Genomic DNA, 24,851 nt, shown 5'->3' with positions numbered 1-24,851 from the left:
GTTAGTCGAGGTATGACGTCATTATGGAACAAGTCATTTTAACAGGCATTATGCTAGCGTTAGTCGTGTGTCTTTTTGCCACACGCATTAACGCTGCATGGCTATTCACAGGCGCAATCGCCACTAGTTATTTGACTGGCCTTATCGATCTTGAATCGATGTTGGTGAATTATGCGAATCCGTCTTTAATCACGCTTGTGCTACTTATCCTAGTTTCTATTGCGATTGAAAAAACAACCTTAGTCAAAAAACTCGCCCACTCAATGGCGCAAGGTAGTCTCGCAAAAGCGGTGATTAAACTGGGTTTATCCACCGCCTTTTTGTCATCTTTTACCAATAACACGGCGGTGGTTGCCTCGCTGATCACGACCGTTAAAGAGAGCAAAACACATGCGCCTTCTAAGCTGCTATTACCGCTTTCTTATACCGCTATTTTAGGTGGTACGTTAACGCTGATAGGTACTTCTACCAATCTTATTGTTAATGGCTTTGCCGTAGAAGCAGGGATGGCGCCGCTGGGCTTTTTTGACTTTACCTTAGTTGGTATCGCCGTCCTGAGTGTTGGTTTATTGACCATCACGATTATGCTCAAATATTTGCCCGACAACGGCAAAAATAACGATGAGGTCGTACCGTTCTATTTAGAAGGAAAAGTTGAGCCAAGCTCCAAGCTAGTTGGTCGCACGGTTGAAGAAAACGGCCTACGCGACCTCAAAGACTTATTCCTTGCTGAAATCATTCGCGGTGAACGACGGATCTGCGCCGTAACGCCACAACAAGAAATTCTTGCTGGTGATGTTCTGCTATTTGTGGGCGACATCAACTCAGTGCCACTGTTACAGCGTTTCGATGGATTAAAAATAGTCCATGATAAACACGAGAAAGACGTTGAGCACTTGGTGGAAGTGGTCGTAAGTCAGTCTTCGCGCTTTCTTGGAAAAACTATTAAAGAGATCCGCTTTAGGGAGCAGTTTCATGCCGCTATTATTGCGATACGTCGTGGTCATGATCGCCTACAAGGTGGAATCGGTCAGGTCGAATTACAAGCGGGCGACTCTTTAATACTTGCCCCAAGCAGCGATTTTTATGCACTCCCCAATCTCAAACGCGAATTTGTGTATATCTCTGGCCTAGATTTACAAACACATCTATCTCGTAATAAGTCCAACACCGTACTTGCGAGTTTTGCGACAGTGGTTGGCCTTAGCATCTTTGGGGTTGTACCGTTGGTAAAAGGGTTAATTGTGTTACTCGCCGCCCTTGTGGTGCTCGGTACAATCAAAGTCCCTGAGATGAAACGTCGCTTTCCTATTGAGCTTGTCGCTATTGTTGGCAGTGCGATAGGACTGGCTAAGTTAATGATTGAAACCGGACTAGCGGCAGAGATTTCCTCGAGCTTATTGTGGTTGTTAGGGGATTTTGGTCCTTACGGCGCATTTATCGCCATTTTTGTGATGACTGTGATATTTACCGAGCTCATCACTAACAATGCCGCGGCAGCACTTTCATTCCCAGTGGCTTATGCGCTGGCAAGTGGCTTTGATGTAAATCCACTGCCATTTGTAATGGCGGTAGCCTTTGGTGCATCCGCGAGCTTTATCTCACCTTTTGGCTATCAAACTAACCTCATGGTGTATAGCGCAGGCAACTATCGAATTCGTGATTACGTCACCATGGGACTGCCCTTGTCATTGATTTATTCAGCGACGGTACTGACTGTTATTCCATTTGTCTTTCCATTTTAATAGAGCAAAGTATGGACGAAAATATTGTTTGGCATAACTATGCCGTAGATAAAACAAAACGTAGCGAATTAAAAGGTCATAAGCCTTGCGTGCTGTGGTTTACAGGCTTTTCAGGCTCAGGTAAAAGCACCGTGGCCAATGCACTTGAGCATGCACTGCAAGCAAAAGGCATACATACCTACCTCCTTGATGGGGATAATGTCAGGCATGGACTGTGTAAAGACTTAGGGTTCAATGATGAAGACCGCGTCGAAAACATTCGTCGAGTGGGTGAACTCAGCAAACTCATGGTCGATGCGGGACTAATGGTACTCACCGCTTTTATCTCACCTTTTCAAGCTGAACGAGACATGGTGCGTAACTTAGTCGCAAGCGGCGAGTTTATTGAAGTATACCTAGATACGCCGCTTGCAGTTTGCGAGCAACGAGACCCTAAAGGTTTGTATAAAAAAGCGCGTGCTGGAGAAATAAAACATTTTACTGGCATAGATTCGGCGTATGAGCCCCCAATTAGTCCAGAAATATGTTTAAATACTTCCGAGCAGTCGCTGGAAGAATCTGTCCAGCAGCTAATACACTATCTACTGTCAAAAAATTTAATAGGGTAAGTCATGAATCATACGGATCTGCTGGAAGAAGTATTAAATCTGAGTATTCGCGCTGGTGAAGCGATTATGGAGATTTATGCCAAGGACTTTAATGTTGAATATAAAGAAGATGAAAGTCCCGTCACTGAGGCAGATCTCGCTGCACATAAAATTATTGTTGCAGGCCTTAAAACTCTCACTCCCGAAATACCGATATTAAGCGAGGAAAGCGCGGGAATAGATTGGCAAGAACGCCAACAATGGCAGGAATATTGGCTGGTTGACCCCATTGATGGCACCAAGGAATTCATCAAGAAAAATGGCGAATTTACGGTAAATATTGCACTTATCAATAACGGTGAACCCATTCTTGGTGTTGTTCATGCTCCAGCACTTAATGAAAGCTACCTTGCAGAAAAAAGTATTGGCGCGTTCAAGCAAACGGGTGAAGCTCGCATAGAGCTCAAAGTCACCACCAAGCCCAATCAAGGTTTAATCAAAGTAGTTGGCTCGCGCTCACATCCTTCACCAGATTTAGCCGAGTACCTTACCCGCTTCGAGCAAGTCGACATGGTACCTAAAGGCAGTTCACTTAAGTTATGTTTAGTGGCCGAAAGTAAAGCCGATGTTTACCCTCGTCTTGGCCCAACTTCTGAGTGGGATACCGGGGCCGGACACGCAGTGGCGAGTATCGCTGGGGCAAAGGTCAGCCAAGTGAATGGCGAGCCTCTGCGCTATAATCAAAAAGCAGAGTATCTTAACCCCTATTTTGTGGTTTCTAGGTTGGAAGACTAAGCTAGAAGGTGGTAATACTGTAAACTAATTCACGTAAAACCAGTCGAATTAACGTTCGACTGGTTTATTTGCGGCGCGAGTTAGGACTTTATCGTATACGCTTTTTAAAACTGCTCTTGGCGTTTCAAGCAAAAATGTCTCTTTTACTAACTGCTCTAGCTGAGCAAAGCTCTCCACTTTAGTTTCAGTAACACTGCCATCGCATTCATGCCATTCGAAATAACTCTGATTACGCAGTAAATAACGGTGGCAATCTGTAATTCGAGAGACCACTAAGTTATTCACAAACGCCGCTTCAGGATGTTGATGGGAATAAAAGTGTGCCACTTCACAATCGGATTCGAACACTTCAGCAAGGTCGACATGATATAAAGTAAGCGGTGCTTCTCCTTCCTCTAACAGAGTCACTTTGACTGTGTCTGCTGTTTTTTGTACCTGATAAGTCTGCCGACCTTGGATAGTTAAGGCCTGATTGATGTTAATCGGTACACGAGGCGACTTCACTCCAAATCCTACATCAACCAAGTACTGCTCACCATCCAAATTAAGCAATGTCATCCGGTGAGAACGAGGATTGGAGGAGCTACCATTTAGCATTACTCTCGCAAGAACCGGCCTTACTGTAAACCCAAGCTGTTGCAGCGCTAAAAATGCCACCTTGTTATGCTCAAAGCAGTAGCCACCTTGTTTGTTGGTCACTAAACGGCTAAATAGTGGTAATGAGTCAAGCAACAGACGCTCACCATACATGGCATTAATACTTGAGAAGGCGTAGCGAGAAAGGTGTTTTTGTTGTAACTCGGTGACCAGCTCAATCCCAGCAAAGTGCTGTAACGATAAGCTGCTAAGATATTGATTGATATTCGCTTCTAATTCCATGACTGACTCCTAAAGTTGATGGAGGCAGGTTAAAACCTCAACCCATGTTAAGGTCAATAGGTATTTTCACTTTTTCAGCCATTATTTCTATCACCTAATGAGATGTCACTTTGTTATCCAAACCTCAGGTTAACTAGGCAAATAACTGATGCACTTTTTTGTTCGGTGAAACAAGGCATTTAGCTTCAGCCACAACCAGTGGCTTCGACATAAAATAGCCTTGCGTTTGATGACAATAAAGCCTTGATAACGTATCAAGCTGCGCTGCCGTTTCAATACCCTCGGCTGTCACGACAAGGTTAAAGCTGTGCGCAATCGCACAAATCGCTTCAATGAGTTGCGTCGCCTTACCGCCCAGCTCAATGCCGGACATAAAAGCCCTATCTATTTTTATGCCATCCACGGGAAGATGATTGAGCCGGGCAAGGCTGCTATAACCTGTGCCAAAGTCATCAATATAGATGCCAAATCCCGCTTGATGAAGTTGTTCCAGCGGTCCTATAAGCATGTTTTCCTCTGCCATCATGGCGGATTCTGTCAACTCAAGCTTAATTTGTTTCATCGCAACATTTTCATCCTCACAGCGAGACACTAACCAATCGATAAATTCCTGCGACTGGAGTTGCAACGGAGAAACATTAACAGCAACAAAAAGGGTGCTGTCTCCTACGGCATTGATAAAATTGAGCGCCTGATCAAATACCCAGCGACCAAGCTCTGAAATCTTCGCGCATTGTTCTGCGATGGGAATAAATTCCGCAGGACTTACTTCTCCAAGTGTTGGGCTATTCCAGCGTAGTAGCGCTTCGAACCCTTTTAAATTCTGCCCTTTTTGACAATAAACGGGCTGCAAATTCAGGCTTAGTTCGCGAGACATGTCTATTGCCTGTAGCGCTTGCTCAATCTGGATCTTTCGACCTGCTTCGCATGCGATAGCATTAGTGAATATATGATAAGTGTTCTTGCCTCGCTTCTTTGCCTCATACATTGCAATATCGGCATCATGTAGTAGCTTCTCAGCATCGCAATGTAGACACGGAACGGTAAAGTGGCGTACGCCAACGCTACCACTAACACAGTGGCTGTTACCCTGATACAGAAATGGCGCTCGGATCCGCGCAAGAATATCTTCAAGCACCCCCTCAATTGGTTCATGTAGATGCTCATCGTAAATAAGGACGGCGAATTCATCACCGCCAAGCCGGGCAATATCTGCATAGCTACTAAGCAGCATACGCATTCTTGTTGCAAATTCGATAAGTAGCTTATCGCCGGCTTGATGGCCTAAGGTATCGTTTATTAGCTTAAAGCGGTCTAAGTCAATATATAGCAAAGTAAACTTGGCGCGTTTTCGCTCACGGAGCTTATCAACCAAAGACACAAAGCTCTGACGATTTAGCAGATCGGTCAAGCTGTCATGTTGCGCTTTATATCGCAATTGTTCTTGGAACAGTTTAGCCTGAGTAATGTCCGTCACTCTCCCCTCATACAGGCAACTATCCGGTTGATGCAGCCAATGCCCAGAATGTCTAAGCCAGATATGCTCTCCTGATTCTGCTTTTGCTAACCACTCCATTTCTTGGTGAGCTTGCTTAGTGGCAACAATCTGGTTCCACTGCTCATGACACTCAGAGTCTTGCATAAGTGCACTAAAGTCTGTATTTGGCGAAGGAATACGCCCACCAAAAAGTAACGCATTGAAAGCGGGGTTGGAGTCAATAATGTAGCCCCGGCGGTCTAGTACAAATAAACCTTCATGGCTATTAACGAATAAACTTTTATATTTACGCTCTGCAGCGACCTGTTGCTGCAAAGCCCCTAACCGTTTATTAGATTCGACTTGTAACCTGTGCTTAGACACCTCTAGGCTTTTAGTTCTTTCAACAACTAAATTATTGACGGTGTCATTGCGATTTTTCAGTTGTCTTAGCTGGAGCCACACCAATAAAATACAGGCGGCCAGAATACCTAAAAAGAGTACAATCAGTACGCTATGGTTATTTAACCAACTTGGATGTAAACACGCCTCATCATACAACTGCATGGTAATGGGCAAACCATAAAAATTAATGGTGTGCACCGCACTTGGCGTTAAATTATGAAGGTCGAAGCGCTTCTGCCAATCGGAGCTATAAATAATTTCTTTTTTTGAAGAGACCAATAAGTGTTGCTTGCGCTGCTGATATAATTGGCCAAATAATGAATCCAATAAAAAAGGTAACTCAAAACTTAATCCCAGTAGCGTTTTAAACTCTCCAAAACGCGGTTGCTCAATCAATACACTGAGTTTTTGCCTATTTGGCCAGACATAGGTCGTTAAGTCATTCTCATCCCGCTCTGCAAAAATATCTCTCTCAAGCACCTCCGCCTGCCCGACGGTCTGACCAACTTCAGACACAGGTGCAGCACGGGTAACCACCAACCATTGGTTAGCCTGTTTATCTAGATTGCCTCTAATTTTAAAGTCAAAATACCCTCTTTCTCGCTGCACTTTCTCTAATATGGAGAATTGATCAGGTGAAACCACTGCGTATGTTTCCATACTCAACCCTAAATTCGCCGTGGTAAGCTGTGATTGCGCTATCTCATAAAAGTCTGCATCTTGATGGGTGTTGAGGTAAGCGTCTATCGAATACAGTAGGTGAGCAACGTGTTGCAACTTACTATCCAGTAAGTATTCTAATCGTGTCAACTCCTGCGCACTTTTGCTTTCTGATTGGTTTTGGTAGTAAACATTCGCTATCAAGCCAACATATATCAAACAGGCGAACAGCAAGATGAACCCCAGCACAGGAAGCCTTCGCTTAAAAACCTGCTGAGCGCTATGGAGAATGGTATTTGTAAAAACGCGTCGTTTAAGTCTGGACATCTTCATCGAACATTGTATGCTACACCCATTCGATAATAATTCTTATTTGCAATGAATAAAAGTAAACTTTTCCTTTTTTTGCTCTTTTGGGTACATTTTGGTCAAGCGGTTGCAACGCAGCCCCACACCTCGCAAGTAAACGTCTATTCATTTAGAAAATATGAATTAATTCAACCTGTCCTCCAGGCATTTGAAAAAGAGACTGGGATCACCGTAAACCTAGTAAATGGTAAATCAGCACAACTGCTTGAGCGCCTCAAAAGCGATGGCGCCGACTCAAAGGCCGATGTGTTACTCACCTCCGATCTAATTCAGTTGCATGATTACAAAGCACTACTGCGTCCTATCGACAAGATCACAAATTGGCAAGCAGTAAATCATGAACTCAAGGATGATGATAAGCGGTGGATCAGTGTTTCGATAAGGACACGCGCATTATTCCGTAAAAAAGGCGTTTCGACGCCCTTGCCCGAGCACTTTTCGGATTTAGATAAAACGCTTTACCATGGTAAGTTTTGCATTCGCCAGTGGTCTCATAGTTATAATTTGACGTTAGCATCGAGCCTCTATGCTTCTTCAAATAGCAATGACTCCTCGTGGCTCAACCACGCTAATACGCTATTAGCAAAACGCCCTGTGGGAGGAGATAGAGATCAACTGCGAGCGCTTGCACAAGGTCAATGTGAATTTGCGCTGGCGAATCACTATTATTGGAGCATGATGCAGCACTCCGAAAATAAGCGCGATAAGGCACTTGCCGAACAGCTAGAGATCCACTTTCTGAAAATGCACTCGGGAAAAACGCCTATTTCTACCACCACAGTTGCGATAGCAAAGCACTCACCCAATACACACAATGCCGAGCTATTTATTGATTTCTTGCTAAAACCGAGTACTCAGTCCATGTATGCTAATTTGCTTCATGAATATCCTGTGATTCAGAGCTCACAAACGGCTCCGGCTCCGTTTGCCCCCGCCACGAAACAGGTGAAACTCGGCCTGCAGCAAGTGTCACGAGCCCAGCGAGTTATCAATTCACTCAGCAAAGATCACTTGTAAATCACAATTAAATACAGGCACTGGTCCATCGAAAAGCTGCTGGCGGGTAAATGTTTTTGCAGGCTTGGGCCCCTGTAATGTCTGCACTGTATGTTCGCGCTCGGCATACACTTGCTGGTAGGGGTGCTGCTCGGATTTCTCATGCCATGTGAGCGTAAGAGAATTACTTTTATAGATCCAACGCCCCCGATACTCAGTGCCAACCTGCTGCCAATGACCATTGGGTTTCAGCTGCAATTGGATAGAATCATCTTTACATTGGTGGGCAAACAATAGATCTGGCAAAGCTTGAGCAGCTCTGTTTTGCACCAGATACAACCCCGCGTTATTCGGTGTATAGCGGTGCCCTTCCATATTAAATTCTGAAATTGTCAGCGTATCAAAACCAATCTTTTTCACCACATACTCGATATCCCTAAGCCACTTGTCGCCTGAAGTCATCGGTGGAATATTTAATTGTGCGCTCTCATATTGTAGCGGTACGGGAAGCTCGGTAAAACGATAATGAATATCTCGCTTTTCTAACGCTTGAACTAAGTTAGCTCTAGTACCTTCATCGAGACCGGATTCAAAGATATGTAGGGTTTGGGTGCTACAGCCACTCAATAATAAAGTAGCAATTGCGAAAAAACGTTGCATTGTCATCCTTGGTGTTACGCCTCAGTTTGAAATGCACCTAATCTGGGAAGTACACTTCAACCTCAGTCTTATTAATACTTCAAATTAACACCTAGACAACCAATTTTCAACAGACGTTTTTGGGTAGAGAATATCTTTAAACAATCGATGCTGTTGATGACGTAGATGCCGCTCCTGACTTGGCAGTCCGGCTTGCACCTGACTATGATGCTCATTAAATCGAGAGATGACAGAAAGCTTATCCTTGGCTTGCGTGAGAGACTCATTGACATAGTGACGTACATCATCCGCGGTCATTAGATCAGTCTTATCTACGTTCATAAGCTCTTTTCTTAATGCTGTGCGAATACCCATCGTTGCCTCCATAAAATACTGATAAAAACAAATCGCGTGGTCGGCTTGCAAGATACACACCAAATGCTTCAATAATGTTAAAGACCCCGGATTTAACGAAAAAGTTTCGTCATTCACCGTAGTAATTTTATATACTGTCGTATAAGGCAATAAGACACTGGCTGTGTTAGGTAAATACGGCATGTTGAGGTTATAAAAATGCAAGATGGGTTTATTGAAATTGAGCTCGAAGAAGAGCCGATAGAATTGTGTAACCTTTTGAAAGTGCTCGACTTAGCAGAAACTGGCGGACATGCTAAGTTATTGATCACTGAAGGTTATGTAGCAGTCAACGATGAAATATGTACACAAAAACGTAAAAAGATTTATTCAGGCGATATTCTGCATTTTGATGGTGATGAATTTCATTTAACCTTAGCACCTGATGCTACGCCGCAACCGCGAGCAGTCGCCACTCCACGCGCCGAAACGGCACCAACGCCGAGTAAGAAAAAACGACAAAAGTCAGGAAAATCTTACACACAAGTGGACAAAAATACAGGCCGAAAACCCATCTCCTTTGGCTAGCAATCCCAGACGCTGACGTATTTAATTACAAAAATGCTCACCTTTTTAGTGCACCGATGCCTCGCGAAAGTGCACTTCCCCCTTGAAAAAGTTCCCAATCAACACTAGGACTATATCAGTACAAAAAAACGGCAAGTCTGCAACTGGTACATTCTATGCACCTTGTTTTGCATTTCTAGAACAAAACCAATTCACTTAATTGGATGCTCTACTTCCCTCTTATATAGAGCAAATCTTAAGTGCAGTTGGTATAAGGAAAGGGTCAAGCATGAATAATTCATATAACACCCTGACTCAGCTTACCGTCGGCGAGCGTCAGGTCCATATTCACTCACTTCCAGCTTTAAGCGATAGAGCAAGAAGATTACCGTTTTCGCTTAAAATTTTATTAGAAAATTTACTGCGCCATGAAGATGGCAAAAACGTGACTGCACAAGACATCGATGCCTTACTCAACTGGAAGCCGGAAGATAAACCAAGTAAAGAAGTTGCTTTCACGCCCGCGCGCGTCGTGATGCAAGATTTTACAGGCGTACCAGCCATCGTGGATCTTGCAGCAATGCGTGACGCTATGGCAAAACTCGGTGGCGATCCAAATAAAATCAACCCTTTATCACCCGCTGAAATGGTCATAGACCACTCAGTACAAGTAGACGAATATGGCCACGATGGCGCCTTTGATCTTAATGCTAAGTTAGAGTACCAACGCAACAAAGAGCGCTATGAATTTTTGCGCTGGGGGCAAGGCGCGTTTGACAATCTAAAAGTGGTGCCACCCGCAACTGGGATCGTGCACCAAGTTAACCTAGAGTATTTAGCACGTGTCGTATTCGAAAAAGAAATCGGCGGTATGCCATTCGCCTACCCTGATACGTTAGTGGGAACCGACTCTCATACCACAATGATCAACGGCCTTGGCATTTTAGGTTGGGGCGTAGGCGGCATTGAGGCCGAAGCCGCCATGCTTGGTCAGCCAATTTCACTGCTCATTCCTCAGGTCGTTGGTTTTAAACTTGAAGGACAGTTGCCTGAAGGCACAACCGCAACCGATCTGGTACTCACCGTGACACAAATGCTACGTGAACACGGCGTAGTGGGTAAGTTTGTCGAGTTCTTTGGCGATGGTTTAGCAGATTTACCACTTGCCGATCGTGCCACCATCGCCAACATGGCACCTGAATATGGGGCAACCTGCGGTATTTTCCCCATTGATAACGAGACCTTGGAATATCTACGACTAACCAATCGTGATGAAGAAAAAATTGCATTAATTGAAGGTTATGCCAAGCATCAAGGCATGTGGCGAGAACCTGGAGATGAACCACTTTACACCGACGTACTGACACTAGACTTAGCGACAGTGGTTCCGAGCCTTGCAGGTCCAAAGCGCCCACAAGATAGAATTCCTCTCAATGACGCAGGCAAAACAATTCAAGCCCATTTGGGTGAATTCCAGCATGAGCGCAGTGAAAAAAATGCCGTGTCAGATCAAGATGAAGCTCGCACTGTTGGTGAAGGCGGGACTTCTCGAGTTGATCAAGATGAGCCCGCAACGCTTGGCGTCGGTAAGGTTACATTTAAAGATCAAGAGTTTGAATTGGTCGATGGCGCCTGTGTTATTGCCGCTATCACAAGTTGCACAAACACCTCTAATCCAAGTGTTATTCTTGCCGCAGGCCTTGTTGCACAAAAAGCAAAGGCACTTGGCTTAAAACCTAAGCCTTGGGTGAAAACCTCATTGGCCCCTGGCTCAAAAGTAGTTACCGATTACCTAAGACAAGCTGATCTATTGGAACCACTTGCTGAACTAGGTTTTGATTTAGTGGGCTATGGCTGTACGACTTGTATCGGCAATTCAGGTCCCTTACCAAAAGAAATTAATGAAGCCATCGTTAAACATCAGCTGGTTGTCAGTTCCATCTTATCAGGAAACCGCAACTTTGAGGGGCGGATCCACCAAGATGTAAAAATGAACTTCCTCGCCTCGCCGCCACTTGTCGTTGCGTATGCACTTGCAGGTCGCACTGATATCGATGTCTACAATGAGCCATTGTGCCAAACCGATGATGGCCAAGATGTGTTCTTAAAAGACATTTGGCCATCGGTCTCTGAAGTCAGTGAACTTGTGTCTCAGACAGTCACACAAGCCATGTTTGAGAAGAACTATGCTGACGTTTACCAAGGCGACCAACATTGGCAACAAATCGCGGTAAATCAGAGTGAGCGCTATGATTGGCAAGATAGCTCTACTTATATTCGAAAAGCCCCTTTCTTTGATGATATGAGTAAAGAGCCACCAGGGATCCCAAGTATCAAAGGCGCACGCTGTCTCGCTAAACTGGGCGACTCAGTGACGACTGACCATATTTCTCCAGCAGGTAATATTAAAGCTTCGGCACCAGCTGGGGAGTATTTACAAGCGCAAGGAGTGAAACAAGCTGATTTTAACTCTTATGGTTCGCGTCGTGGTAACCACGAAGTCATGATGCGAGGTACGTTTGCAAACGTACGTTTACGCAATCAATTGGCTCCGGGTACCGAAGGTGGTATTACTCGCCTATTACCTGAGGGCGAACTTATGAGTATTTTCGATGCGGCAGAGCAATATCAGCAGCGCAATACGCCACTCGTTGTACTCGCGGGCAGTGAGTACGGCACGGGTTCATCACGAGACTGGGCTGCTAAAGGGTCTTTACTACTTGGGATTAAAGCCGTACTTGCTAAAAGCTACGAACGTATTCACCGTTCTAACCTCATCGGTATGGGGGTATTACCGCTACAATTTAAACCGGATGATGGCCACGAAGAGCTAGGATTAACTGGCGAAGAAGAGTTTGAAATTGAAGGGATATACGACACATCAACCGAAGTGATAGTCACGGCAACAAATGCGGATGGCAAAGAAATCAAGTTTTCGGCGGATATCCGGATCGATACCCCTAAAGAGTGGGAGTACTACCAACATGGCGGTATTTTACAGTACGTCTTAAGACAAATGCTATAGGCCTCTTTTGACAATACTTTAATGGAAAAGACGGCACCGGCCGTCTTTTTTAAAACCTGCGAGTGTAAATCAGCGTAATGGTATTGATGCCACCATCATCAAGCGCACTGCCAATTCCAAACTTCAGCGCCGATTGTGAACTAAACCAATAATCGGTCTGTAATTCCACTACCGACTGATCAAAATCATCTTCACGTAATCGAGCTGATGCAGAGATCTGCCAATTCTTAGCCAAATAATAGCCAGCATGGATCTGCCAAAAGTCGATATCTGCTGCGACTTTTTGCATTTTTACATCCCATCCAACGCCATTATCAATCTCTGTATAACGAAAAAATGGCGCTATTGCCGTTTCTGTATCTCGTTCATCCACTCCGTAGTTATCAAATTCTGAACGCTCACCGATGAACGTAACCCCAAGCTGCATGTTCTCACTAACAAAACGTCCCACTTGTACCAGCGCTATCGTATCTCGCGTCGCAGTAAAAAGTGCAGAGTCATCTCTAAATTGAGTTACATCTACAGCAACTCGCCAGTCTCGCCCAATAAAGAATTCAGCATCAGCTTGGTAAAGATGCCAATCATCATTTTTAAAACCACCTACAGAGAAGTTGTTACTTTTTTGCAGGTATCCCTGTAAACCATAGGGTGTGCCATCATTCTTTAACTCAGTAAGATAGTGTCGATACTGAACACCTAAGAATCCATCCTCAATCTCTAAAAACTCTCCGAAGCCAACACTTACTTCGTGAGAGTTGGCTATACTGAAGCCTGAATAAAATAACAGTCCTATCAGCGATAATGCTTTCATACTTTCCCCTTTATGTTAATGAAACGATTGTAACTATGAAAAAAAATCGCCATAGTAAAAAAATGTAAGCATATGTATTCAAAAGAGAGACAAACATGGCAATCTGGTTCAAACCCGTAAGTGTAGAGTTATGCAAAAAGCTGGAAGATGGCATGACGGGTAAAGGTACGCTCATGAAAACGTTAGGAATAGAAATCAGCGAGGTGGGTGACGATTACTTGGTTGCGACTATGCCTGCCATTCCTGAGCACCATAATCCCATGGGTATGGTCCATGGCGGCGCAAACGTTGCTTTAGCGGAAACCGTTGCTAGTTACGCAGCAAACTTTGTTGTAGATACTGAACAATTCTACTGTGTTGGGCAAGAGGTCAATGCGAATCACTTAAAAGCATCAAGAACAGGCATACTCACAGCCATTGCTAAGCCTGTACATCTCGGTAAACGTTCATCTGTTTGGGAGATCCGCATCACTAACAGTCGCAATGAACTATGCTGCATTTCCAGAATGACCGCCGCCGTAGTATCACGCTAAAACTTGATCTATCACAACTACAAAAAACCAAACCCACCTCATTATTATTGCAACACACAAAATAGTGAGGTGGTACTGTGTCAACTCAAAAGCTTTGGCCTCTGCATATGCTCATTGTGGTGGGATTGATTTTAATTTTCACAGGCCACACCATGTTAACGAGCGACTGGCTGAATGATCTTGGTCCGAGCGGTTTTATAATTGGTGCGAGCTGTGTCGCGCTCGGTCTTATTTGTTCTTTACCGACTAAAATATATCTGACCATTTTACTAATGCGTCGAGAGCACCGAGATTAGCGTATACCAGCTTGATATTGGGTTGCTTTTACTGCACCCTGAGCGTCTAGGTTTATGAAGGTACTTAGTTTGTGGAAAAGGTCGACACCCTAATTATTGGCGCTGGCGTTGTAGGCTTAGCGATAGCAGCAAAACTCAGCCAGAGCCGCAGCGTTATTGTTATCGATAAAGAATCTCGTGTAGGTGAGCATACGAGTAGCCGTAATAGTGAAGTGATCCATGCCGGCATTTACTACCCTTATGGTAGCTTAAAGCACCAGCTCTGCGTGCGAGGAAAAGCACTCCTTTACACACACTGTGAACAGCTAAACATCCCCTTTCAGCGACTCGGTAAATTCATTGTTGCGACAAACGAAGAGGAAGCGCAAAGCCTAGAACAAATTAAGGCTCGTGCCCATGCTAACTCTGTCACAGATATTGACTTCGCTTCATCCAAAACTATCAAACAACAGCTCAGCTATTTGAAAATACATAACGCACTATTCTCTCCCTCCACCGGTATTGTAGACAGCCACCAATTTATGCTGTCACTCATCGCTGAGATTGAAAGTAATGGGGGGATTGTTGCAACGCAAAGTGAGTTTATGCACGCACAGCAATTAGGCAGTGATTTTATTGTTGCGATGCGCTGCGATGGCGAGCAGTTCGAAATGGGCTGTAGCCAGCTGATAAACAGCGCTGGGCTGAACGCCCCCGATGTACTCAATAAAATTACCGATGATAGCGACAAAGCCATCGCCTATTATTGTCGTGGCCGTTACTATCGCTATCAAGGTAAGCACCCTTTTCAACAGCTCATCTACCCTCTACCTAACACGCATGGATTGGGCGTACACGCGACATTAGATTTAGCTGGGCAACTCAAGTTTGGCCCTGATACCGACTATATTGAAAACATTGATTATCAGTTTGATGACTCCCAAAAAGCGCGCTTTGTCACCGCAATAAAGCGATACTGGCCGGCTCTGGATGAGAATAGACTGACAGCGGATTACACTGGGATAAGACCAAAATTAAGCAAAGAAAAGCAAAGTGACTTTGTAATTCAGTTCGAGGCAACCCATGGAATATCAGGCTTTGTTAACTTAATGGCGATTGAGTCACCGGGATTGACCGCAAGTCTCGCCATTGCAGAATATATTGAACAACGACTTTAGCGCTGGTTTTCCTCCAGTGCCTTTTCAAGCTGTTTCGTTCTATCATCCATCAGCTGCTGAATGTTTTTCGCATCTTCCATCACCTGTTTTACCGCTTTTGGATTTAATGCCGTTGGTAATGCCGAAGCAGCTTCTTTACTTACGGCTTGCTCTGGCTGTTTATTCAGAATGCTTGTGTCTTCGGCTGCTATCACGGTAATTTTGCGCTCGTCTAATTGATAGTGCTGCGACTCGCCGTTTGGATTGGGTTTATCTGAGTAATGCCATTGTCCCTTGGCGTCGCGCCAACGATACACTTGCACCCCAGACGTTGGTTGCTGAGTGTCATCACTCACAAGCTCCTTCGTGTGGGTTTTCACTTTATCAAGCACTGTCGCACCTTGAACCGTTAATTCTGTTACCTGCTGCTCAACCTTGTTGGTCAACGAATTTACATTTAACCATGGCTTGCCATCAGGGCGCTTCAATACAAACAAACTGGCTAACGCCACCAGCATTATCATAATCATCAAGTAACTTGCGGCTTTCATCTTCATACTCTGACTTTCCTTAGAGCCCATACTTTAACAGTATCTGCTTAAATTGCTCCGTTTTTTTAAAGTCAGCATAAAAGTGATTGAAGTCATCACACAACTTTTTCGCTCTTTGAGTGCGACCAAACTGCAATTGTAACGGCGCCACATCAGAAACGCCGCGCACGCTGATAGTACTTTTTAATACTGGATATTTCAGCTGTAACCAACGCAGTGTTGGTTCGCCAACAATAGAAAAAGCGAGACTTTTGTCACTTCCGCCTGCAAGCACGGATAAGATATCAAACTCTGAGTAGTAGTCTTTGCGCTGCAGCAAATTACTGTCAAAATACGGCTCTAACTGAGGATAAGTGTAACCAAATCGACCTAAAAATAGATGCTCATTTAAGCCGTTGACATCAAATTGTTCAGCCTGCTTGTGTGTAACAAAGACATCTTCAATTGTGTAAATTGGCGCGCTCCAACACATTTGCATTGTGCCACGATACCAATGTTCAGACTCCATCCGCACATCCACATTCCCTCGCTCGATCTCTACAGACGAACGCTTTTCTGGATAAACAGGGTAATTTGGTTGGTAATGATATTGTGCTGCAAACAGCTCGAAAATATCGATAAGCACACCCTGCTCTTGGGCATGTTCGATAATAAAGGGAGGATAATACTGCACTGCAAAGTTGATAAACGTTTTGCTTTCTTCCGCTGTTTTAGCGTGGCCAGCAAAAGACAAGGTACAACCAAGTAGCAATAATAACATCGTCTTTGGAAAGTAGATCAAAGCCACCTCCAAGACCTTGAACAAATAATAGACTAAGTATGACCGATCGCTGGGAATTTCCAAGTCAAAAAACCAGCCATACTCAAATCTACTAAATGAACATTGCGGATCTAAATACCATCACCATCAATATGCAACCCACACTCACGATTTAGACCGAAGAAGCGTGTTTCTTCCTCTGTCATACCAGGTTCAAGCTTACGGGTGGTGTGAACATCCCCCATAGAAACATAACCTTGTTCCCAGAGCGGGTGATAAGGCAAATCAAACTTTGTAAGATATTGATACACGTCACGATTATGCCAGTCAATAATAGGGTAAAACTTGACCGTGCCGCGACTGAGCTCAACGATTGGCTTATCCGCACGCGTTGAAGACTGTTGGCGACGTAAGCCACTGAACCAAGTGCCTGCGCTAAGTTCACGTAACGCTTGAGTCATCGGCTCAACTTTGTTTAGGGTATTGTATTTTTTAATCCCTTCTTCGCCTTGCTCCCATAACTTACCATACACCGCCTCTTGCCAAGCAGGACTCTGTTTAGCACGGTATATCTTAAGATTGAGTGCCAAACGCTCTGACAATGACTCTATAAATTGATACGTCTCAGGAAACAAATAGCCCGTATCGGTAAGTACCACGGGGATATCAGGCTGCTGCTGAGTCAAAAGGTGTAACATAACCGCAGCTTGAATACCGAAACTAGAAGACAAAAAGTGAGTATCCGGTAAGTTTTCCAGTGCCCAAGCCACTCTCTGCTCGGCAGTTTTATCACTCAGTAGGGCATTAGCATCCGCGAGTAGCATCTGCTGAGTTGCACTGTCCAGAGTCAATATTTGCTTAAAATCACTCATTTTCTCATCCAATAGGCAGCGTAGCTGCCCGTTCTAAATCAAGCGTGGAAATCAGTTTTTGACACTTTTACTTCCGCAACGATTTCTTTGCGGATGACATAGTCACCAAAACATTCATCTTCGTTGCGCTCACCGACCCACTGACCAATCAACTCATCTAGAGCTGGCAGGAATACGTCTTCGCCAACATTCTCCAAGTACAGCTTAGGAATGCGAGTACCAGCACGGTTACCACCTAAATACATATTGTATTTACCAGGTCCTTTACCCACAAATCCAACCTCAGCTAGCATCGCTCGACCACAGCCGTTAGGGCAGCCAACTACACGAAGGATAATATTCTCTTCAGCAACCTCGTGCTTGGCGAGCAGCCCTTCTACCTTTGTCACTAGCTCAGGTAAATAGCGCTCCGCCTCAGCCATCGCAAGTGGACACGTCGGTAGCGATACACACGCCATCGAGTTTTTGCGCTGTTCTGAATGTTTGCTATCTATCAAACCATGCTCGCGGGCAATTTGTTCGATTTGCGCTTTATCCTCAGCTGCAACTCCAGCAATAATTAAGTTTTGGTTTGCAGTCATGCGGAAATCCCCTTTGTGGATCTCTGCAATTTTGCGACAACCTGTTTTAAGTGGTTTATCTGGGAAATCTAAAATACGGCCATTTTCGATAAACACCGTTAAGTGATGCTTACCATCAATACCTTCAACCCAACCAAAGCGGTCGCCACGGTGAGTGAATTCATAAGGACGGCTTGGCTCAAACGTCATACCGGCACGGTTTTCAACTTCCGCTTTAAACGCCTCAGTGCCAAATGTATCTAGCGTATATTTAGTTTTTGCATTTTTACGGTTTACTCGGTTACCCCAGTCACGTTGCACAGAAACTACATGCTCAGCAACGGCAAGCGTATGCTCAAGCGGAATAAAGCCAAGGTCATCTGCTTTACGCGGATAGGTATTCACGTCACCATGAGTCATCGCCAAACCACCACCCACAAGCACGTTAAAGCCAACTAGTTTGCCCTCATCTGCGATAGCAACAAAGTTGAGGTCATTGGCATGCACATCGACTTCATTGTTTGGGGGAATAGTAACGGTGGTTTTGAACTTGCGTGGTAAATACGTATCGCCCAGAATCGGCTCTGCCGTTGTCTCGGTTTTTTCACCGTTCAACCAAATTTCAGCGTAAGCTTTGGTTTTAGGTAGCAAGTGCTCTGAAATTTTAGCCGCCCACTCGTACGCTTCTTGGTGTAACTCAGACTCAACCGGGTTAGTTGTACATAACACGTTGCGATTTACATCACCCGCCGTCGCAATAGAATCGATACCTACGCTATTCAGCAGCTGGTGCATCCCTTTGATGTTTGGCTTCAATACACCGTGGAACTGGAAAGTTTGACGCGTTGTCAGACGAATGCTGCCATACATGGTTTTATCCGCTGCAAATTCGTCAATCGCCAACCACTGATGTGGTTTAATGATACCACCAGGCATACGAGCGCGGAGCATCACGTTATGCAGTGGCTCAAGGCGCTGCTTAGTGCGCTCTGGGCGGATATCGCGGTCGTCTTGCTGATACATACCGTGGAAACGGATCAATTGGAAGTTATCCGCAGTAAAGCCGCCGGTTAGTTGATCGGTCAGATCCGTTGAAATTGTGCCGCGTAAGTGGGCACTTTGTGACTTCAAACGCTCATTATCAGAAAACTTTGCGTTTGCATCGAGCTTACTATTCGGTTTGATTTCAGAGTTGCTCATTGTCTTTCCTACATTAAAATTGGCTGACGGTATAACAAGACGCGTTAGTAAACGTCTTTCTGATAACGGTTTGCGCTACGCAATGCTTTAAGATATTGCTCAGCTTGTTCATCATCTTTCCCTCCATGGGTTTTAATGATGTCGATAAGTGCTTGGTGTACATCTTTGGCCATTCTGCTAGCGTCACCACAGACATAAAAATGAGCGCCCTTTTCAAGCCATGCAAATACAGCTTCGCCCTTCTCGCGCAGTCTATCTTGCACGTAAATCTTTTCTGCCTGATCACGACTAAATGCCAAATCTACATGTGTTAATAAACCCGACTTTACATACTTTTGAATTTCTACTTGATAAAGGAAATCTTCCGTAAAGTGTGGATTACCAAAGAACAGCCAGTTTTCACCCTCAGCGTCACGCGCCTCACGTTCTTGCAAGAAGGCTCTAAACGGTGCTATACCTGTACCTGGACCAACCATGATCACAGGTGTGGCATTGTCGACAGGTAATCTAAAGTTATCGTTGTGCTCACTGAATACTTTCACTTTCGTGCCTTCTTCAGCACGATTCGCTAAATAACCTGAGCAGCCGCCAAAATGCTTTTCACCAAAGGTATCAAATTCAACTAAACCTACGGTTAAATGCACCTCATCTTCCACCTCAGCTTGGCTTGACGCGATAGAGTACAGGCGCGCTTGTAATTTGCGGCAGCAATCAACTAGTGCTTGCGCCTCAATGTTGGCAGGGTTTTGCTTTATCACATCGAAGATTTGGCGTTCTTCAATATAAGCACGCAATGCCGCTTTATCGTTTGCAAGTGCGCTTAGTTCCTCATTCCCAGTTGCAATCGCATACTTTTCAACAAAGCCAGGATACGACTGTGTTAGCTCAAGATGTTCAATTAACGCCGTTTCTAATGAAACCGAGAGTTCACCTATTTTTACAGTTTGTGCTTTGTCGATTTTTAAGACATCGATCACCGCCGCCACTTCTTGTGGGTCATTTAAGAAATACACGCCAAGTGAATCACCCGGCTGATAAGTGATATCAGAGCCTTCAAGGGAAATTTCAATGTGACGCACATCTTTGCTTGAGTTTCTGCCAGTGATCTTTTGTACCACACTCAGCTCAGCCGCAAATGGGTTTTGCTTTGTATATTGGCTCGCTGCGGCCTGAGGAGCACCAAACGGCATGCTGATAACATTACCACCACCCACTTGCTGCTGAGCTTTAAGCGCAGGCTCCAACGCATCTAGCGCCTGTGCGATCCACGCCTCGGCTTCAGCTTCATAATCCACATCTAAGTCAGCACGCGGCACAGCAATTTCAGCGCCAAGGGCAGCCAAGCGCGCTTCAAAATCCTTTGCTGTTTGGCAGAAGAATTCATAACTTGAATCACCAAGGCCAATCACAGCTTGCTTTACACCTTCCAGTTTAGGCGCCTTCTTACCAGCTAAGAATTCATGCAATGCTTCTGCATCTTCTGGTGGCTCACCCTCACCGTAAGTAGAGACAGCAATCACTAAGAACTTCTCTTTCTTCAGGTTGGCAGGTTTGTAGTCAGCCATATTGACCAACTTAGTCGTCAAGCCACGCGCTTCCGCCTGAGCTTTAATTTGGTTTGCAACCCCTTTTGCGTTACCAGTTTGTGAACCAAATAAAATAGTCAGAGGTGCAGACTCGTCAGCGCCCGCTGTTGCTTGTCCAGCAATACCTGATAATGCAGCTGAATTTGCGGTTGCAGCTAAATAGCCACTTACCCATGCCTGTTGGATTGGATTTAACTCTCCAACTAAGCCTTGTAGTTTTTGCAGTTGTTCATGTGTCAGCGGACTTGCTGCAGCATTAAGTTGACTTAACAACATCATGGATCCCCGTACCCAAAAGGTTTTGCTTGCTCATTGCATAACTGGCTCGCACGCAGCGTAGCCTACTTTTATTAGCGTGAAGCATACGCGGCAAATTGAGAGATCAAAAAGAATAGAATCTGCTTTTATATTCCTTTTAGTTATTGAAGATTGAAAAGTCCAAAGAAAACAGATTAAAAGAAGTTCGATATTTAACCATTAAAAAGTTTAACATTGCCGTAACAGTTTTGATGCAAAATCAAACTGTCATACACAGACAAATCAATAATACAGATAATCATAATAATGAGACTAAAAATGAAACACGGGAAATATATAAACCTAATACTCAGTTCTTATTGCTCAATACTCAGCTTAAGCGCTGCTGCAGAAGTTACAAATGGCAGTTTCGAGAGCTGGAGCGGTCAAGTCCCTAGTGGATGGACGACGATAGACTCGGGCATCACACTTAGCTCGGTTACGACACCAATAAAAGACGGTAATCTTGCCGCTGCGGTGCAGGTAACTACTGCAACACAAAGTAGCACAGACTTACAACAGCAAGTAAACGTTGAAGCAGGTAAAAGCTATCAATTTAGCACTTGGGTCTATCACACGGAAGGTGGCGTCAAAGCACGATTAGTGGTGGACGGCTATCATGGCTATTCAGATCAGTTCAATGTCGGGCAGTGGCAACAACTTAGCTATACCTATACCGCAACCGCAACCACTGCGATTAATGTTGGCTTACGTTTTTACGATGGCAGTGGTTTTGACGGTAATGAAACTGTCTACGTTGACGGCTTTGGTCCAACTTCTACCACACCAGAGCCACCTCAGAGCTGTCAAAATAATAGTGTCACTCTCGCTTTGATGACCGATAATTATGGTAGCGAAACAAGCTGGCAAATCACTAATACAGCAAACACAACCGTTGCTAGTGGTAGTGGCTATAGCAATAATCAATCGGTAAATGAAAACTTATGTCTTAACGACGGTAGTTATACCTTTACGATTTTAGACAGCTATGGCGACGGAATTTGTTGCACCAATGGTAATGGCCAGTATACCTTAACGCACGCTGGTACAACGCTCGCTTCCGGCGGCCAGTTCAGCAATCGTCAAGATCATACCTTTACGCTTGGCACAACCACGCCTCCCCCTTCAGGTGATGGTTACTATGCCTCTGCTGCTGGACTGAGCGGTTATGCACTGAAAACAGAGTTACACCAGATTATTCGTAACCACCAATCACAAGGATATTCTGCTATTTGGAGCTTTATCGATCAGAACGAGCGCGACCGCTATTTTGAAAAAGATAACAGTATATTAGATCGCTACTCTGAAAAGCCAACGGCAAATGATAGTGTTACTTATGTCTCTACCGGATCACAATGCGGCAGTTACAGCGGCGAGGGCGATTGCTATAATCGTGAACACTCATTCCCTAAATCTTGGTTTGGTGGCCAAGTAGAACCGATGAATTCAGATATCCATCATATTTTTGCTTCCGATGGTTATGTAAATTCTAAGCGTAGTAACTATCCATTTGGTGAAGTAGGAAGCGCTTCTTATACCTCAAGCAATGGTAGTCGCTTAGGTTCAGCATCTGGTATTAACTACAGCGGTACCGTATTTGAGCCTATTGATAGTTTCAAAGGAGATTTTGCTCGTGCCTACTTCTATATGGCAACGCGTTATCAAGATGTGATTGCAAATTGGCAAAATAATACCAGCTACAGCAATGCGGTACTCAATGGCACCCAACAGCAAGTCTTCGAAACTTGGGTCGTCAACATGCTAAAAAGATGGCATAACGAAGATCCTGTCGATGCCCTAGAGCAAGCGCGCAACCAAGCTGCTTATGAATTTCAGGGTAACCGAAATCCATTTGTAGACCATCCAGAGTTTGTCGAAGCAATTTGGTAACTATAAATAAAAAAGGCCAGTAACTGGCCTTTTTCAATAACATCATTTTGGCTAATATTTAGCGAGGGTTAATTGTAAGTGGCTCAATCGTCACTTTCGCATTACCACTTGCGCCCATATGCCCGTTATAAGTTTGTCCTTCAAACAAAGTGTAAAACACATCAACGTAGTCATCATCGTTAGTAAACCAATGGCTTGGCATCGCTTTGATCAATTGATTCGTCAGTTGCGGGATAATCGCATAGCCTTGAACATTAGGATCAGGAATAGCGCGCATCACTTGCGTCACAATATCCAAAAGTGTTGTTGCTAATTCTTGATAGTTAGTATTGTCGTCTTGCTCCATCAGCAATAAATCTGCCGCTTGCCAACGATATCGCTCCCAGTGAATGATAATTTGGTTAGGCGTATAGTCCGTACCATCGTGGTCCAAATATGGCATGTCCACAATATCTAGAACGGGCTCATCTCGGGATGGGTTGACGCCTGTTACAATGCCGTAAACTTCCGCAGCCCCAGATACCCAAGGCTCTTCATCGTCATTTAGTCTGATTTTCTTCAATACACTGGTTGAAATCGGCTCAGCATCATCGTTGCTCTGCACAGCGGTTGATGGCATTGCTAAGCCTTGCTTGGCAAACACTTGCTTCATTACCTGAATGCCTTCTTGTTTTACCTTATTGCTATCAAGTTCAACGATTAGCACGGGTCGCTCTGGCATTGTATGTGCGTCAAGTAAATGCAATTGACCTTGCTCATCAAAGGCCTCGACATATTGCCAGCGCTTATCATCACCTTTAGGCGCAAAAGCAATTAATGGCGCTTCACCTTGTTGCCACTTTGTTAGCATTTCGCTAGAAGCAATACGCAGCTGATATAGATTAGAGCTATAGTCAGTCAGGCCTTTTAACGAGCGAGTGTACTGGCTCGCTTCTGTCATGAGCTGCTTAGTTGCCCCCTGAACTTGTAGCTGATCCAGTGAAACTGCATCCTGATACTGGCTAAGTTGAGTTTGAACTTGGGGACCTACGTGATTAAGTGATAGCGCTAATTTTTTCGCAATTTGCTTTTTTATATCAGCAACTTGAACTGGTGCAGCGTTAAATTTATCAAGCTGCTTCAGTGAACTGTAGGTATTAAGATTAACCTTGTCTGCCGCAGAACTTGCGAAAGACATTCCGCCGAGCATGGCTATCATTAGGGTAGAGAGGGTTACATGTTGTTTCATCTTGCGTTCCTAGAAATAATCCGTGTTATGGAATAAACAAGATAAAACAACAAAAATAAATTATCAACACATTAACATGATTAACATATAAAACAATTTAATCTAGCTTTTAGAGTTTTTATTCTTCTACTGGGTAGATAGTAATTTCTATACCGGCACCTATTGCAGAGATCCTAAGCAACGTATCGGCCTGTAGTGCTTGCGAAAAGCACTTGGGTGACTTGCCTGAGTTAAAGCCAATATCAAAAGTTCGCTTAGTACAACCTAGCCATTGCTTAAGTGCCGCTTTAGAGCAAGACTCAATTAACTCACACAATTGGTTAATCGCTTTGTCAGGGGTTAATTCATTGGTATTCGCTTCGATGCGAGCCAATTGACGATAGTCATCTTGATCGTAATGCAGCACGATAGCATTTTTCTTTAAATCCGAAACTAGCGCACTAATATCCTGCTTTGACTCCAGTTCCAAATCGACATTTAAAAATTGAATTTCAGACATGTATTAAAAGCTACCTTGTAAAGCTAAATCTAGTAATGACTTATTTATCAGTGTGATAAGGACATTACTTATTGGACAATGCGACAATTTGTCACATTCTAAGCACCGTGCGTTATAGTTATCATACTCACGAA

At 44.3% G+C, this 24,851-nt stretch carries 22 protein-coding genes; 10 read left to right on the top strand and 12 right to left on the bottom strand.

The window, feature by feature from the left end:
* Positions 1 to 20: 20 nt before the first annotated feature.
* The 3 genes from MHN30_RS19770 to cysQ are packed head-to-tail and all read left to right on the top strand — an operon-like array spanning position 21 to position 3,127.
* Positions 21 to 1,745, top strand: a complete 1,725-nt coding sequence (locus MHN30_RS19770) for an SLC13 family permease (RefSeq protein ID WP_205992048.1) — start codon at positions 21 to 23, stop codon at positions 1,743 to 1,745.
* Positions 1,746 to 1,756: 11 nt separating this feature from the next.
* A complete protein-coding gene (gene cysC / locus MHN30_RS19765) occupies positions 1,757 to 2,353 on the top strand; it encodes an adenylyl-sulfate kinase (RefSeq protein ID WP_239360860.1) in 597 nt (198 codons plus the stop codon).
* A gap of 3 nt (positions 2,354 to 2,356) precedes the next feature.
* Positions 2,357 to 3,127, top strand: coding sequence for a 3'(2'),5'-bisphosphate nucleotidase CysQ (gene cysQ, locus MHN30_RS19760; protein WP_239360858.1), 771 nt, complete (start codon positions 2,357 to 2,359; stop codon positions 3,125 to 3,127).
* Between the two features lie 48 nt (positions 3,128 to 3,175).
* Here the strand turns inward: cysQ and MHN30_RS19755 are convergent, their stop codons facing one another.
* Positions 3,176 to 4,006, bottom strand: coding sequence for an arylamine N-acetyltransferase (locus MHN30_RS19755; RefSeq protein WP_239360856.1), 831 nt, complete (start codon positions 4,004 to 4,006; stop codon positions 3,176 to 3,178).
* Between the two features lie 133 nt (positions 4,007 to 4,139).
* On the bottom strand, positions 4,140 to 6,797 hold the full coding sequence (locus tag MHN30_RS19750) for an EAL domain-containing protein (RefSeq protein WP_239360854.1): 2,658 nt from the start codon (positions 6,795 to 6,797) through the stop codon (positions 4,140 to 4,142).
* Between the two features lie 156 nt (positions 6,798 to 6,953).
* On the opposite strand from MHN30_RS19750, the gene MHN30_RS19745 reads away from it, so the two are divergent.
* Entirely contained in the window at positions 6,954 to 7,934 is a 981-nt protein-coding gene (locus MHN30_RS19745; protein ID WP_239360852.1) for an extracellular solute-binding protein, read from the top strand.
* On the opposite strand, the gene MHN30_RS19740 is transcribed toward MHN30_RS19745, so the two are convergent.
* Both MHN30_RS19740 and MHN30_RS19735 read right to left on the bottom strand, forming a co-directional pair.
* Positions 7,911 to 8,573 carry a hypothetical protein gene (locus MHN30_RS19740; RefSeq protein WP_239360851.1) on the bottom strand — a complete coding sequence of 221 codons (663 nt, stop codon included), beginning with the start codon at positions 8,571 to 8,573 and terminating at the stop codon, positions 7,911 to 7,913. The two genes, MHN30_RS19745 and MHN30_RS19740, sit on opposite strands and share 24 nt — an antisense overlap.
* 84 nt (positions 8,574 to 8,657) lie before the next feature.
* On the bottom strand, positions 8,658 to 8,927 hold the full coding sequence (locus MHN30_RS19735; protein ID WP_222242179.1) for a hypothetical protein: 270 nt from the start codon (positions 8,925 to 8,927) through the stop codon (positions 8,658 to 8,660).
* Positions 8,928 to 9,125: 198 nt separating this feature from the next.
* On the opposite strand from MHN30_RS19735, the gene MHN30_RS19730 reads away from it, so the two are divergent.
* Positions 9,126 to 9,494, top strand: a complete 369-nt coding sequence (locus MHN30_RS19730; RefSeq protein WP_045962213.1) for an RNA-binding S4 domain-containing protein — start codon at positions 9,126 to 9,128, stop codon at positions 9,492 to 9,494.
* Positions 9,495 to 9,762: 268 nt separating this feature from the next.
* A complete protein-coding gene (acnA, locus tag MHN30_RS19725; protein ID WP_239360849.1) occupies positions 9,763 to 12,498 on the top strand; it encodes an aconitate hydratase AcnA in 2,736 nt (911 codons plus the stop codon).
* Between the two features lie 49 nt (positions 12,499 to 12,547).
* Here the strand turns inward: acnA and MHN30_RS19720 are convergent, their stop codons facing one another.
* Entirely contained in the window at positions 12,548 to 13,309 is a 762-nt protein-coding gene (locus tag MHN30_RS19720; RefSeq protein WP_239360847.1) for a hypothetical protein, read from the bottom strand.
* Between the two features lie 95 nt (positions 13,310 to 13,404).
* Between MHN30_RS19720 and MHN30_RS19715 the strand changes: the two genes are divergently transcribed.
* The 3 genes from MHN30_RS19715 to MHN30_RS19705 all read left to right on the top strand — a co-directional run bounded on the left by MHN30_RS19715 (position 13,405) and on the right by MHN30_RS19705 (position 15,295).
* The gene (locus MHN30_RS19715; protein ID WP_239360846.1) at positions 13,405 to 13,842 is read left to right on the top strand and encodes a hotdog fold thioesterase; all 438 of its coding nucleotides are present in this window, start codon (positions 13,405 to 13,407) and stop codon (positions 13,840 to 13,842) included.
* Between the two features lie 77 nt (positions 13,843 to 13,919).
* A complete protein-coding gene (locus MHN30_RS19710) occupies positions 13,920 to 14,138 on the top strand; it encodes a hypothetical protein (RefSeq protein WP_039494584.1) in 219 nt (72 codons plus the stop codon).
* Between the two features lie 71 nt (positions 14,139 to 14,209).
* Positions 14,210 to 15,295: an NAD(P)/FAD-dependent oxidoreductase gene (locus MHN30_RS19705; RefSeq protein ID WP_239360845.1), complete on the top strand. Its 1,086-nt coding sequence runs from the start codon at positions 14,210 to 14,212 to the stop codon at positions 15,293 to 15,295.
* Here MHN30_RS19705 and MHN30_RS19700 read toward each other — a convergent pair.
* The 5 genes from MHN30_RS19700 to MHN30_RS19680 all read right to left on the bottom strand — a co-directional run bounded on the left by MHN30_RS19700 (position 15,292) and on the right by MHN30_RS19680 (position 21,079).
* A complete protein-coding gene (locus tag MHN30_RS19700; RefSeq protein WP_239360844.1) occupies positions 15,292 to 15,831 on the bottom strand; it encodes a DUF4124 domain-containing protein in 540 nt (179 codons plus the stop codon). The genes MHN30_RS19705 and MHN30_RS19700 overlap by 4 nt on opposite strands.
* A gap of 13 nt (positions 15,832 to 15,844) precedes the next feature.
* Positions 15,845 to 16,612 carry an amino acid ABC transporter substrate-binding protein gene (locus tag MHN30_RS19695; protein WP_239360843.1) on the bottom strand — a complete coding sequence of 256 codons (768 nt, stop codon included), beginning with the start codon at positions 16,610 to 16,612 and terminating at the stop codon, positions 15,845 to 15,847.
* Positions 16,613 to 16,716: 104 nt separating this feature from the next.
* Entirely contained in the window at positions 16,717 to 17,457 is a 741-nt protein-coding gene (locus MHN30_RS19690; RefSeq protein ID WP_039494589.1) for a phosphoadenylyl-sulfate reductase, read from the bottom strand.
* 38 nt (positions 17,458 to 17,495) lie between these two features.
* Positions 17,496 to 19,217 carry an assimilatory sulfite reductase (NADPH) hemoprotein subunit gene (cysI, locus tag MHN30_RS19685; protein ID WP_045990441.1) on the bottom strand — a complete coding sequence of 574 codons (1,722 nt, stop codon included), beginning with the start codon at positions 19,215 to 19,217 and terminating at the stop codon, positions 17,496 to 17,498.
* A gap of 44 nt (positions 19,218 to 19,261) precedes the next feature.
* Positions 19,262 to 21,079: an assimilatory sulfite reductase (NADPH) flavoprotein subunit gene (locus MHN30_RS19680; protein ID WP_239360868.1), complete on the bottom strand. Its 1,818-nt coding sequence runs from the start codon at positions 21,077 to 21,079 to the stop codon at positions 19,262 to 19,264.
* A 300-nt stretch (positions 21,080 to 21,379) separates the two neighbouring features.
* Here MHN30_RS19680 and MHN30_RS19675 point away from each other — a divergent pair, with 300 nt between their 5' ends.
* Positions 21,380 to 22,990 carry an endonuclease gene (locus MHN30_RS19675; RefSeq protein WP_045990439.1) on the top strand — a complete coding sequence of 537 codons (1,611 nt, stop codon included), beginning with the start codon at positions 21,380 to 21,382 and terminating at the stop codon, positions 22,988 to 22,990.
* A gap of 58 nt (positions 22,991 to 23,048) precedes the next feature.
* Here MHN30_RS19675 and MHN30_RS19670 read toward each other — a convergent pair whose 3' ends face one another.
* The gene (locus MHN30_RS19670) at positions 23,049 to 24,218 is read right to left on the bottom strand and encodes a DUF3103 family protein (protein WP_239360842.1); all 1,170 of its coding nucleotides are present in this window, start codon (positions 24,216 to 24,218) and stop codon (positions 23,049 to 23,051) included.
* Positions 24,219 to 24,336: 118 nt separating this feature from the next.
* Positions 24,337 to 24,717, bottom strand: a complete 381-nt coding sequence (locus MHN30_RS19665) for a hypothetical protein (RefSeq protein WP_010376275.1) — start codon at positions 24,715 to 24,717, stop codon at positions 24,337 to 24,339.
* Positions 24,718 to 24,851: the final 134 nt, after the last annotated feature.

Source organism: Pseudoalteromonas sp. OF7H-1 (assembly GCF_022347825.1).
GTDB lineage: Bacteria > Pseudomonadota > Gammaproteobacteria > Enterobacterales > Alteromonadaceae > Pseudoalteromonas > Pseudoalteromonas maricaloris.
The sequence above is the reverse complement of the archived record's forward strand: the minus strand, read 5'-3'. Positions and strand labels throughout refer to the sequence as shown.

What these genes read in the sequence shown, in the direction of transcription:
- MHN30_RS19680 (WP_239360868.1), bottom strand. Translation starts at nt 21,079, where the DNA reads ATGTTGTTAAGTCAACTTAATGCTGCAGCAAGTCCGCTGACACATGAA.
- MHN30_RS19670 (WP_239360842.1), bottom strand. Translation starts at nt 24,218, where the DNA reads ATGAAACAACATGTAACCCTCTCTACCCTAATGATAGCCATGCTCGGC.
- MHN30_RS19735 (WP_222242179.1), bottom strand. Translation starts at nt 8,927, where the DNA reads ATGGGTATTCGCACAGCATTAAGAAAAGAGCTTATGAACGTAGATAAG.
- MHN30_RS19690 (WP_039494589.1), bottom strand. Translation starts at nt 17,457, where the DNA reads ATGAGTGATTTTAAGCAAATATTGACTCTGGACAGTGCAACTCAGCAG.
- MHN30_RS19665 (WP_010376275.1), bottom strand. Translation starts at nt 24,717, where the DNA reads ATGTCTGAAATTCAATTTTTAAATGTCGATTTGGAACTGGAGTCAAAG.
- MHN30_RS19730 (WP_045962213.1), top strand. Translation starts at nt 9,126, where the DNA reads ATGCAAGATGGGTTTATTGAAATTGAGCTCGAAGAAGAGCCGATAGAA.
- cysQ (WP_239360858.1), top strand. Translation starts at nt 2,357, where the DNA reads ATGAATCATACGGATCTGCTGGAAGAAGTATTAAATCTGAGTATTCGC.
- MHN30_RS19740 (WP_239360851.1), bottom strand. Translation starts at nt 8,573, where the DNA reads ATGCAACGTTTTTTCGCAATTGCTACTTTATTATTGAGTGGCTGTAGC.
- acnA (WP_239360849.1), top strand. Translation starts at nt 9,763, where the DNA reads ATGAATAATTCATATAACACCCTGACTCAGCTTACCGTCGGCGAGCGT.
- MHN30_RS19755 (WP_239360856.1), bottom strand. Translation starts at nt 4,006, where the DNA reads ATGGAATTAGAAGCGAATATCAATCAATATCTTAGCAGCTTATCGTTA.
- MHN30_RS19675 (WP_045990439.1), top strand. Translation starts at nt 21,380, where the DNA reads ATGAAACACGGGAAATATATAAACCTAATACTCAGTTCTTATTGCTCA.
- MHN30_RS19715 (WP_239360846.1), top strand. Translation starts at nt 13,405, where the DNA reads ATGGCAATCTGGTTCAAACCCGTAAGTGTAGAGTTATGCAAAAAGCTG.
- cysI (WP_045990441.1), bottom strand. Translation starts at nt 19,217, where the DNA reads ATGAGCAACTCTGAAATCAAACCGAATAGTAAGCTCGATGCAAACGCA.
- MHN30_RS19700 (WP_239360844.1), bottom strand. Translation starts at nt 15,831, where the DNA reads ATGAAGATGAAAGCCGCAAGTTACTTGATGATTATGATAATGCTGGTG.
- cysC (WP_239360860.1), top strand. Translation starts at nt 1,757, where the DNA reads ATGGACGAAAATATTGTTTGGCATAACTATGCCGTAGATAAAACAAAA.
- MHN30_RS19720 (WP_239360847.1), bottom strand. Translation starts at nt 13,309, where the DNA reads ATGAAAGCATTATCGCTGATAGGACTGTTATTTTATTCAGGCTTCAGT.